Consider the following 11454-nt stretch of genomic DNA (forward strand, 5'->3'; position numbering starts at 1 on the left):
CTTACCTGTGATTTAGAGAGTTCCCTTATTCAGCGTGTAAGCTGTTTAGCTCGGCCATTACTTTGCGCAGCTCGACAAATTCGACCTTGATCTTTTGCCTGTTTTCTACTTTGCGCAGCCCTTCGATCAGGATCTTGTCCGTCGGACTCAGTTCATTGGCGACAATGAAGAGGTGCGGCAACTCTGTCAAAACGGTGATTTGTCTGGATTCTACCACTCCGTCTTCACCCACTACAAAGACAAATTTCTTGTCAAGGATTTCAAAGGTGGCTTTTTGAGGGATAATCAATGATCCTGGGTGCTGAATCGGCATCTTGATGTTGCCGGTTTCTCCGTGTCTTAACAGCCTTTTTTCATTCGGAAATGTTGCGCGAAAGGCGATGTTTCCGGTTTCGTTGTTGAAGTCAGATTCGATGGCTTCGATCACTCCTAGATTTTCGAAATTCTTGTGGTTCGCCATTTGGAGCAATACTTTTGGCAGCGTTTCCAAGGATTTATTGGATACCAGATCCAGGTATTCAGCTTCCGGCACATTGAAATAAACCCACATCTTGGCGTTGTCTGATAGCGTAGTGAGGAGTTCGCCTTCGTCCAGCAAACTTCCCTGTCGCACGTCGTTGAATCGCCCCATGATGCCGTCAAACGGCGCGCGAATTTCAGTGAAGCTTAAGTGCGCTTGAGCGAGGCTCAGCTCGGCCTTGGCTTTGGTCAGTTTGGCTTTAGCCAGCGCCAACTCATTGGCTGAGACCACATTGCTGTCGGCCAGGCTTTTGGTATTGAGGTACTCGATCTCGGCAAAGTTGGCCTCGGCCCTGGCGATCTCCATCTCGGACTGATAGATAATCGGCATGATGCGGAACATCAACTGGCCCTTTTTGACGACTTGGCCTTCGTCGACGTAGATATTTTGGAGATAGCCCTTCTCCAAAGCCCGCAATTCAATATGCTGAGAAGAACGGATTTGGCTGACATAATCTTTGTAAACGATCGTGTCCTTCTGAAGGGGGCTAGTGACAAGGAAGGTGGCTTCCTCCTCGTGTTGTTCATGGTGGGAGTCACAGCTGGCATTGAACAGCAGCGCGCCTATACCCATAGCCATGAGAAATCCATTGATTTTCATAATCGGTAACGTGTTAAAGAGTGATGATGGTAAAATCCGCTAGGAGTCACGAAAACCTCGGAAATACCTGAGATTTAATCGCTTCCAGGGAAATTAGGGTCTATTGCTGGCAAAAAGAGGATCCAAGCACAGCGGGCCTGGACACAGCAACGGAATTAAATAGTAAAGACCCGATTATACAGGTGCAACCGATGAGGAAAAATAAAATAGAAGTTCTGGCAGAAACGCAAGAACCTGATGTGATAATTTCTGAAACTTTCTGAAAGCAGGAAAAAGAAAACAAATGCCAGCGTGAGCCTGATTTCCCATGGATCACTTTCCGCACGCTCTTCCTGCTCTTTCTCCATCGCGGCAGAAGCCCAATCAAAAACAATCCCGTGTGACTTATGATCATTTCTGAAAACAGGCGAAGAAAATTCAGTGGAGAATCCACGTTCCTGATCCAATTGGTCCGTTGAACAGGTAATGTGAGCAGAATCGACTGCTAAATCAGAAATAGAAAAAAACAGCTGGCTGCTCCCTATCGCTAGAAGTGCACAAAAACTCAGAATCAACCGAACCAGCATTTTCGACATAAGCGCCAAAGCTAAATCGAGTTATTTTCATCTACAAGTGAAAAATCATTAATTTTTTCAACAAAAAATTGCCGCATAGTCAGCAAAGCTCCGATTCCGTAACGATTTTCACATCGCTGATTCTCAATCTGCTGCAACATTCCCGTCAAAAAAAACTGGAGACAGATTGCCCGCTATCCAGAATATCGATTCCATCCCTTGGAGCCAAGCCCTTTTACAGCTACTGGTGATCCTTGCCTTCGATCACTTTCATGATCTTGTGAAACACGGCCGTATTTTCGTATACGCCTCTGAACTCATCCGCCTGCGTGCCATACGCAAAGATCGGCACCAAAATCCCAGTATGGTCATCGCTGTGAAATGCCAGTTCGACGGTGTGGGACGCAATATCTCCCTGTGGAAGAGAAACGCCACCAGTCTCATGGTCTGCCGTAATCAACACCAAGGTTCCGGGATGTTCGTCGGCAAACTGCAGCACCCTGCCTATCGCCCGGTCAAAATCCAACATCTCCGACACGATCATCCCGCTGCTGTTTTCATGGCCTCCCGAGTCAATAGTTGCGGCCTCCACCATCAGGAAAATGGGTTTCCCCTTTTTTACCAAAAAATCCAAAGCGGCGGAGGTGGCATCCATGAGATACTCTCCCCTTCCATCCAGCATCTTAGGAAGCGATCCAGGCGCGGCAAAATACCCGACTCGCTCAGCCTCCCAAGACCCAAGATCGTCAACCAACTCAAATCCCGCTTGCTCCAGCTCCCCAAGCTGGGCAGCAAACCTGTCTTTGCCTCCTCCAATAAACAAATCCAACTTGCTCTTGGGCAAGTAAGCGGCAAGCTGCTCCGCATCGTCCCGCTCGGAATGATGGGCGTAAAAAGACGCCGGCGTAGCTCCCGTGAGCTGGTCTGTGGTAACAATCCCACTCGAAAAGCCATACTGATCTAGAATATCCGGCAGATTCTCCAAAGCCCTCCCGTCAGGCGCAACGCCTATCGCCCGATTGTTAGTCTTTGCTCCGCTGGCATAAGCCGTAGCGCCAGCCGCTGAATCCGTCGTAAAATCATCCGCGGCTTGGGTCTTAACCAACCCCATGTTTTTAAGCTGAGTTAGGTTGAGCTGGTTTCCGTTTGAAAACAAGGCAGAGGAGATCTGCGCCAGACCATTGCCGTCTCCGATCATCAGGATCACGTTTCTCACCGGCACCTTTGCCCCGTCCACCTCAAACCGGGCCGGGTAAATCTCATGGATTGAGGGGTTTTGATAAACATTTTGCGGCAGCTTGCTGAGATAGTCGGCGGCATCCATGGGATGGTCCGTGTTGATATAGTCTTCTCCCATTTCATGGAAAGCTTTCCAAGCCGACTTGCTGTCGGGCGAGCCCCAAAACCGAACCGGTCGGTCAAAGCTGTGTACCAGATCGATGAAAGCCTGCAGCTTCTCCCGCTCGGCTTCCACCATTCTTCCCTTGCCGTTCCAAACGGAAAACTGGCGAAAGCTCAGGCTCACCATCCCGATTTTTTCCCAGGGAAGCTCCTTTGTCAGCTCTTTGCTCTGAAAGTCAAAAAGCATCCACTCGGGGTACTTTGAATAGTCCGCTGGCTTCGGCCTATTTCCAGATATGATCAGCTTCAATCCCTCCGGATTGGCTGAACCGTAGAGGAGATGCGCATAGTTTTCCATGCTTTTTCGCAGAATTTCCAAAGTGGAATAAGCCTCGGTCTTCAGGTCCACCAGCAAATGGAAGCTGGAGGGAATCACAAGACCGGTCTTCACTCCCTCCGAAATCGGATCCAGGTAAAGACTCTCAATCGTCCGCTTCGGATCAATGCTGGCCACCTCGTGTGCGGCCATCAGCTTCCCATCTTTCAATATTACATCTACCTCGATGGAAGACGCACCAGCCGCATATGCCGTCCAAAATGGAGCTTTTTGCAGGTAGTCGTTGTGAGAGTGGATCTGAAAGGGCCTTGATTGCTGGGCAAAAACCTGTAGAGGTAAAAACAGAATGAGCGCCAAGAGGCCGGAAAAGAAGGTTTGCATGCCTAAAAATAGTCTATTTACCCCTATTTCGCCGCACACCGAGCATTGCGAGATGAAGACTTAACCTATTCATAAAACAGGCATTTTCCATTGGCCAAGCAAGCGAACACTTTGGGCCCATGGTCTTGATTTCAGACAAACCGCTAATCAAAGGCCAGTTCGAACCATGTCCAAATCATAACAAAAAGTTGAAGTTCTGTTTCCGAAAGAAAACCAGAAAATCTTGAAATTGTTGGCTAACCTGCTTTTCATGGAAACCACCAAACACCTCTTTTTTCTATTTGCTTGCCTAGTATCCTCCCTTAGCCTTGCTGCTCAAGACCTTAAGCTAAATCAGATTCAGATCATCGGAAGCCACAACAGCTACAAAAGCACCATGGCCCCGGAACTGCTCGACTACCTGTCCAAAATCAACCCCGCTGCTTCGCAAAGCCTCGCTTATTCCCATATTCCCTTGGAATCCCAATTGGATCTGGGTCTGAGAAATCTAGAACTGGATGTATTTCATGATCCCCGGGGAGGCAGATACACCGATCCAAAAGGTCTGGAAATCATCAAAAGCAAGGGCGGCACACTTCCAGACTATGATCCCAACAATTCCCTTTCGAAACCCGGGTTGAAGCTTTTTCACGTACAGGATCTGGACTTTCAGTCCCACTACCTGCTCTTTGCGGATGCGCTGGAAGCACTCAAAAAATGGAGCAATCAGCATCCGAATCACACGCCAGTGTTCATCCTGATCAATGCCAAAGACGGGAATGTCCCAGGGACGCGGCCTACGTTGCCGTTCACTTCAACTGCGTTGGACAGCATAGACCTCGAGATCAGAACTCATCTCGGAATGGAAAAGCTCATCACGCCGGATTTGGTAAGAGGAAATTATGCGAATTTGGAAGAAGCTGTGTTGGCGGGAAACTGGCCAAGTCTTAACAAAGTGAGCGGCAGGTTTCTCTTTGTGCTTGACGAAAACGAAGAGAAAACAGACCGCTACCTCAGTGCCAAACCTGAACTCAAAGACGCAGTGCTCTTTGTCAACAAAAAAGAGGGACATCCCACTGCGGGATTTCGGATCATCAACAATGCAGTGAGGGATGAAGAATATATTCTAGACTTGGTCAAAAAGGGTTATATGATCAGAACCCGCGCCGATTCAGACACCAAGGAGGCCCGAACTGAGGATTACTCGACCTTCGAAAAAGCCAAAACCTCCGGAGCCCAGGTGATTTCCACAGACTATTATCAGCCTTCAGCCTTTTTCAATTCCTCCTACAAGGTCATTTTCGATGAAAATGTATATGAAAGACCCAATCCTGTTTTGCGGAAAAACTGATATCACTGTTTTTTGAGGAAAACCACCGATAGACCCGATCTAAAAAAAAAAGGAAGCAGCCGAGCGACGCAAAACGAGGTGACTTTCTTTCCATTCTCCAAGAACAGCGGCGAATCGCCCTTCAAACAAAAAAACAACCACACAATGTACCCGATTCAGACATCTAATCCCGCCTCATCCCCTCCGACATTCATTCCGCTCAAAAGTATCGGTCTCGCCCAGTTTGAACTCGAAACGATGCCATTTTCAGAGGCAGATCACAGGAATGAATTCTACGACCTCTACCGAATGGAGCTTCGCTGGCGAGAGGAAGGTGGAAGCATTGACTCACGGGACATCGTGATCATATCATCGCAAGATTAAGAACGCGAGTCCATCCAATCGAAACACAAAACATTCGCGTTGGCCGGGCGGCTTTTCTCCAATCACAGGTTCAAAAGTCGAGTAAATCACCTTTTAGTTCATAGCAACCGCTCCCACCGAAGAAGCAAATCCACCGAACGATCTCCTATCCGACAGGCAAAAAAAAGCCGATGAGCGTCGCTCATCGGCTTTTGAACTTATAGGCTGAGAGGTGTTAATAGCCGGGATTTTGAACCAAAAATCCTGCAATGTTGGATGCACCGTCAATCGCCCGTTGGGGAATCGGGAATAATCTCTTGTTGACGTCTTGATCGGTCTTTTCTGTCCAACTGTCTTCGTATTTCCCAAATCTGATCTGGTTGGTTCTTCTCAAGCCTTCCCAATAGAGTTCAAAGCCTGACTCACGGAACAGGATATTCAAATCCATGGTAGTCAATGGAGCGGGTGTCTGCGCAGGCCGGGCATTTCTTGAAGTTCTCAGGGTATTGATATCGGCCAAGGCACCGGCGTTATCTCCTTTTCGCAACTTCGCTTCTGCTCGCATCAAATAAACCTCACCCAATCGGAGCAACACGATATCCACGCTGCTTCTGCTGCAGCAGTCTGGCGATGTACGGCTAAACTGATACTTGGAAAATCGGTGGCCTGTATTGTGCAGGCTGCCCTCATTGGTGAAGTTGACGTTGTAGGTATGGTCTACGTAACGGATGTTTGCGCCGCTGCTTCTTCGGTTGATTACAGGATAAACTCTCACCTTGCCATCCTCACATCTTAGAATATTGCCACTTCCATCTTTTCTCGGCCCCCAGATGACACCGCGAAGAATTCCTCTGTCCATCTCAAATTCTGTATCTTCTACGCAGTAATAGTGATCCATGTCGTTGTTTGGATTCACGCCGGTCAGATCTCGGAGACTCTCAGGGATCTTGGTGTTTTCCTGGAAAAAACGTGCATCTGCTTTAGCTGGATCGACAGTGCCATAGGCATCGTACCAGGTCTGCACGAAATCCGGCGTTGCCGCGACCGCATCGGTACCGCGCGTGCTTGGAGATTCAGGTCTCGGAACCTGATCCCCGGAAATTGACCAATACTGCCATCTGCTGTGTTCTGTCTGCAATACTCCGCGCTGATCGAGAGAAAAAATGATTTCCGGATTTGAATTATTATCGTCGTTGAACAAATCAAAATATTCAGGCGACAGGGAGTAGGGTCCGTTGATAATATTGTTCGTGTATTCGATTACCTTGTCCATATCCTCTGGCCGGAAATCAGGAGTTCCATAGGGATCGCGATAGACAGCTGCATTCAGATATAAGCGAGCCAGCAATCCCTCTACTGCATGTTTGTTCATTCGGCCGGGCCCCTCGCTGGTGCGTATGACACTCACTACCGAAACGAGCTCTGACTCCAGATAATCAATCGCCTCTTGACCTCTAAGAATAACCGATTGCTGATCAGAAGCGTCTTTTCTGAACACCAATCCCCAGTTGTCCAATGCCAGCATGTTCAGGTAGGCTTTCATGGCCACCATCTCATAGAGCGGATTTTGGGCGCTGGAGTTTCCATTTTCCACTTCGAGGGTCAGTTGCTCCTCCGCAGCTACAGCTCTGGACAAGGCTAAGGTGATGTTGGTCCAAGTGTCCCCCACTAGGCTGTTGGTAGGAGTCATCAGATGCTGGTGTATCGAGATGAATTTGCCACCGTCAAACCAGTCTGTACCTCCACGATAGGGAAGAATCCCCTCGTCAGAGGCAACTTCCTGAAGTCCAAAATTAACCGTATGCAACCAAACCTGACGGAGCATGCCGTATACTGGAGCGATAGATCCACTAACTATTTCGGCTTGGCCGGTACCAGTGAGAGACTCATCCAGCACCTCCTCGTTTAAGTCTGTGCAGCCTAAAAAAGCGAACATAAACGCTGCAATCGGTATTATTTTATTAAATCTGTTAGTTTTCATTGGATTGAGATTTTCTGTGAAATGATAAAATCATCAGCTTTTTCAGAAGGTCACGTTCAGATTGATCATGAATGTCCGTGCACGTGGATAAGTAAATCGGTCGATGCCGAAGGTCTGAATCCCGCCGGACGTTGTTCCGGTATTGATTTCCGGATCAAACCCTGAATAGTCTGTGATCACAAACAAGTTTTGACCGGTGACCGACAGGCGGATATTTTGGAAATTTTCGCTCATTCCAATTTTTGCAAGATCCATATTGTAGCCGAGCGTGGCGTTGTTCAGCCTGAAGTACGAACCGCTCTCCAAGTATCGGGTGGAGACTGTATTGGAATTGTTAAAAGACTCCTCCGGATATTGGACTGCGAAATCGGTGGTATTGTTTGACCTGGAAAGTTGTGCCTTGGTAAACAGCGACATCGTGGTATGGTTGTAAATTTCGTTGCCGGCTACTCCGTTGAAATTCAGTCCCAAGTCAAAAGCCTTGAATCGCAGATTGGTGTTGAACCCGTAGATGACATTGGGGATAGCACTTCCTACTACGCTTCGGTCGTTGTCCAATATTTCGCCGTCACCGTTGATATCCACAAATCTATTCAAGCCGTCTTCACCAATCCCGTCAAATTGAAGCATATAAAATGCCCCGATAGGTTGATTGTTAATATAGCCGTTGATAGTAGCACCGGTTTGGCCGGCACCTTGAGCTGCTCCGGTAGTCAGCACAGAATACGGGGAATCTCTGACCTCATTTTGGATAAAGGTGATATTTCCTCCGATGTCATAGGAAAAGGACTTAGATGTATTGCTTGTGTAGTTCAAGGACACTTCAACTCCACTGTTATAGATCTTCATGTCTTCGATATTGTCCCAAAAAGTGGAAGTAGGTTGAACAGGATCGGCGGGAACGACTTCCAAAAGGATATTGGAAGAAACCTTGTTGAAGTAGTCCACCGTACCGCTCAATCGGTGATCAAAGAATGCGAAATCAATCCCGAAATCTATCTGCGTAGACACCTCCCACTGCAAGTTGGGATTGGCCAGACGAGTAAAGACGATTCCGTACGGGTAGCTATCCAAAGTAGTCCCATCTGTATCAATAGGGTAAGTGTTGAGACTGCCTGAGCCATTGGCCAAGCGATCTTCGGAATAACTGGCTTTGGTGATCTTGGATGGGATTTCCTGATTTCCTGTCTGTCCCCAACTACCACGCAACTTCAGATTATTGAACGCCGAGTTGGCCATGAAGTCTTCCTTGCTCAGATTCCAGCCCAAGGCAAAAGAAGGGAAGTAGCCATATTTGTTATTGTCTCCGAATTTGGAAGAACCATCTGCCCGGAAAGTTGCCGTAAACAAGTACCTATCGCCATAAGTATAGTTTACCCGACCAAAGAACGATTGCAATTCATTTTTGACAGCCGATGAACTTACTGTGGTCGGAAATTCACTCGTACTATTGTGATCCTGGTATCTAGGTTCGATGTCGTTATCAGCAAATCCGATGTAGGAAGTCCCTCTGAATTCATCGAGGAAGGTTTGGTAAGAGTGTCCCGCCAAGACGGTCAAATTGTGCGAACTGGTATTCCAATTGTAGGTCAGCGTATTTTCCACTAAGCTATTGGTATTCGCAGAGACCAATTCGTCCAAGGTACCTCGAGAAACATTTGACTCGTTGATGACTTCATTGTAAGGCTTGTATTGGACGTATCGATTCGTGTTGGAAAAGTCCACTCCAAGATTCAGCTTATAGGTCAGCCCATCCAGAATCTCAAAAGAAGGTGAAATCGTTCCCAGGATCCGGTTGTTTGCAGCGTCATCGCTGTACAATTCATACCGCTTCAACGGGTTTAGCGCATTGGTATTCAACAGGGTCGGCTCGCCATCGGTATAGGCAGGAATCGTTGGATTCAAGCTCAACATGTCACTGATCGTACCGGTGATGACCGGACGCAGGTTTTCGGTATAGGAAGCGGTCAGGTTGTAGTCGATCAGGAGTCTACCTTCAAACGCCTTCTGATTCATATTCAACTTACCGGAGTAGCGCTTCAATTCACTGTTTTTTAGGATGCCCTCCTGCTCTTGATAGCCAAGGGAAGCGAAATAAGAAAAACGCTCCGTATTGGCTCCACTCATTGACAGACTGTAATCCTGGGAAAAGCCAACCTGGGTCAATTCATCCTGCCAATTGGTATCTCCGTCAAAATCCTCCAAGGAACCTCCTACAGCAACCACCTGCTCCCTAAAAGCATCCGCGCCAAATACATCGATTTTCTTAGCCATCGAAGACCAGGCTGTACCCGCAGAGAAGCCTATTTGAGAGCTACCTGCTTTGCCTTTTTTTGTTGTAATGACGATTACGCCGTTAGAAGCTCTCGAACCGTACAAGGCTGTAGCGCTGGCATCCTTCAATACATCGATACTGGCGATGTCATTTGGATTCAGGAAATTGAGAGGGTTGGAGGCGACACCTGTGTCTGAATTGTCCAGCAGGAATCCATCAAGCACATAAAGTGGCTGTGTCCCAGACCGCAAGCTACCAATACCCCGGATAATCACATTTTGATTTGCTCCCGGCTCTCCGCTGGTTGAGGTGATGTTCACACCGGCTACTTTCCCCTGCAAGAGATCCACCGGATTGGTGATCACCCCACGGTTGAAGCTTTCGGCTTTCACCGAGCCGATGGCACCGGTTACGTCCGAACGCTTTTGCGTGCCGTATCCCACTACCACCAACTCGTCGAGCTGGGTTGCATCCGGCAATAGCTGAACCGTAATTACGGCCCGTCCATCGACAGAAATCTCCTGCATCAGGTACCCGACATAGGAAATCTGAAGTACAGCGTCACTGTCGACGTCTATTGAGAATTTCCCTTCGAGATCAGTCACCGTTCCGACGGTGGTTCCTTTGATCAGTACGGTCGCACCGGGCAGGGCTGCTCCCGTTTCGTCGGTCACGGTACCTGAGACGGCCTGCAGTCGATACACCGGCTCCAGAGAAGGCTTGCCCAAGCCCAAACTTGCTGCAGTCTTCATACTCTTGGCCTCCAAACCAGAGGGACTGAAAAATCCCGTCCAAATCATCACGTATGCCAAAGCACAGATGATCTTAGTTACTTGTAAATTTGAATGCATAAAGCTAAGTAGTTGATTACTAATGAATTTACGGAAAAAGACTAAAAAACTGGCCTCAGCTAAGTCTTTTATCAAATACAAACCTACAGCTGCCAAAAAAATCCAACATGAATCGCTCTTTATCCTTAGATTAAATATGGAGTAGAGACTTTACACAAGATTAACCCGCATCGGCCATGGGCATTTGCCCCACTTTTTTCTACAGGAAAAAAGCACCTACTGCCGATACTTCAAGGACGTTTACGAGTATATTTTACTTGGTCAGAGAAGGTAGATGGAGAGTCTCAAATCCGCCGATGGCTAGTGTCGATCGTATCAACCCTCAGATCCCTATGAAATCGAAGGACTGATGGACAGCGTTTGATTGATGGTAAAAAAAATGCGAATAGTTGCGACTCGTCTAGCGTAGAGTTAAAGAAACCATGCCAATGTTTTTTTTGACCCCCCTGACAAACAAAAAAACTCTGTAAATCAGCCATTTACAGAGTTTTGATTTTGTTTGAAATCCTATTTTGTCGGGGTGACAGGATTTGAACCTGCGACCACACGCCCCCCAGACGTGTACGCTACCGGACTGCGCCACACCCCGATTTGAGTGTTCAGCTTTTACAAATTTGAGCCAAACAATCTACGAAGAAATGTAAATTTTTAATCCCGGCAAAAAAATCAGCAAACTTAAGCTTTGAAAACGCAAGGATTCATCCTATCAAAGTACCGTTGGGTCTTCGTCGGATGAAAAAATAAGCGGCTTACTGATTGACTTGCAACATTTGGGGCAACATACCGCCTTATCCTGTATAACAAGTGCACGATTTAGCGCCTGAGCCCCTGAATTGAAGGGACCCAAGTAATCACGATGGATGCCTTCGGGCAACAAAGGACAGTCTCGTTCGTGAATTTCAAATTTCCCGTCTGAATTGGATATGGATGCTAGATAAAAGA

Annotated in this window: 7 protein-coding genes and 1 tRNA gene; 2 read left to right on the forward strand and 6 right to left on the reverse strand. The window is 47.6% G+C overall.

Annotated features, from left to right (window positions below; genetic code table 11):
• Positions 1-25 precede the first annotated feature (25 nt).
• The 3 genes from ABD031_RS06460 to ABD031_RS06470 form a co-directional block, all read right to left on the reverse strand.
• Positions 26-1120 (reverse strand): efflux RND transporter periplasmic adaptor subunit, encoded by a 1095-nt coding sequence (locus ABD031_RS06460; RefSeq protein ID WP_343849582.1) that lies wholly within the window; start codon positions 1118-1120, stop codon positions 26-28.
• Positions 1121-1275: 155 nt separating this feature from the next.
• Complete coding sequence (locus ABD031_RS06465; protein WP_343849584.1) at positions 1276-1695, reverse strand: hypothetical protein; 420 nt, start codon at positions 1693-1695, stop codon at positions 1276-1278.
• 220 nt (positions 1696-1915) lie between these two features.
• The gene (locus ABD031_RS06470; protein ID WP_343849585.1) at positions 1916-3733 is read right to left on the reverse strand and encodes an alkaline phosphatase; all 1818 of its coding nucleotides are present in this window, start codon (positions 3731-3733) and stop codon (positions 1916-1918) included.
• A gap of 250 nt (positions 3734-3983) precedes the next feature.
• Between ABD031_RS06470 and ABD031_RS06475 the strand changes: the two genes are divergently transcribed.
• Positions 3984-5063, forward strand: a complete 1080-nt coding sequence (locus ABD031_RS06475; protein WP_343849586.1) for a phosphatidylinositol-specific phospholipase C1-like protein — start codon at positions 3984-3986, stop codon at positions 5061-5063.
• 12 nt (positions 5064-5075) lie between these two features.
• Positions 5076-5426 carry a hypothetical protein gene (locus tag ABD031_RS06480; RefSeq protein ID WP_343849587.1) on the forward strand — a complete coding sequence of 117 codons (351 nt, stop codon included), beginning with the start codon at positions 5076-5078 and terminating at the stop codon, positions 5424-5426.
• A gap of 214 nt (positions 5427-5640) precedes the next feature.
• Here the strand turns inward: ABD031_RS06480 and ABD031_RS06485 are convergent, their stop codons facing one another.
• From ABD031_RS06485 to ABD031_RS06495, 3 genes are all read right to left on the reverse strand, one after another.
• Positions 5641-7386, reverse strand: a complete 1746-nt coding sequence (locus tag ABD031_RS06485; protein ID WP_343849590.1) for a RagB/SusD family nutrient uptake outer membrane protein — start codon at positions 7384-7386, stop codon at positions 5641-5643.
• Between the two features lie 42 nt (positions 7387-7428).
• On the reverse strand, positions 7429-10512 hold the full coding sequence (locus ABD031_RS06490) for a SusC/RagA family TonB-linked outer membrane protein (RefSeq protein WP_343849591.1): 3084 nt from the start codon (positions 10510-10512) through the stop codon (positions 7429-7431).
• Between the two features lie 515 nt (positions 10513-11027).
• Positions 11028-11101, reverse strand: a tRNA-Pro gene (locus ABD031_RS06495).
• Between the last annotated feature and the right edge of the window lie 353 nt (positions 11102-11454).

Source organism: Algoriphagus jejuensis (assembly GCF_039523455.1).
Classification (GTDB): Bacteria; Bacteroidota; Bacteroidia; order Cytophagales; family Cyclobacteriaceae; genus Algoriphagus; species Algoriphagus jejuensis.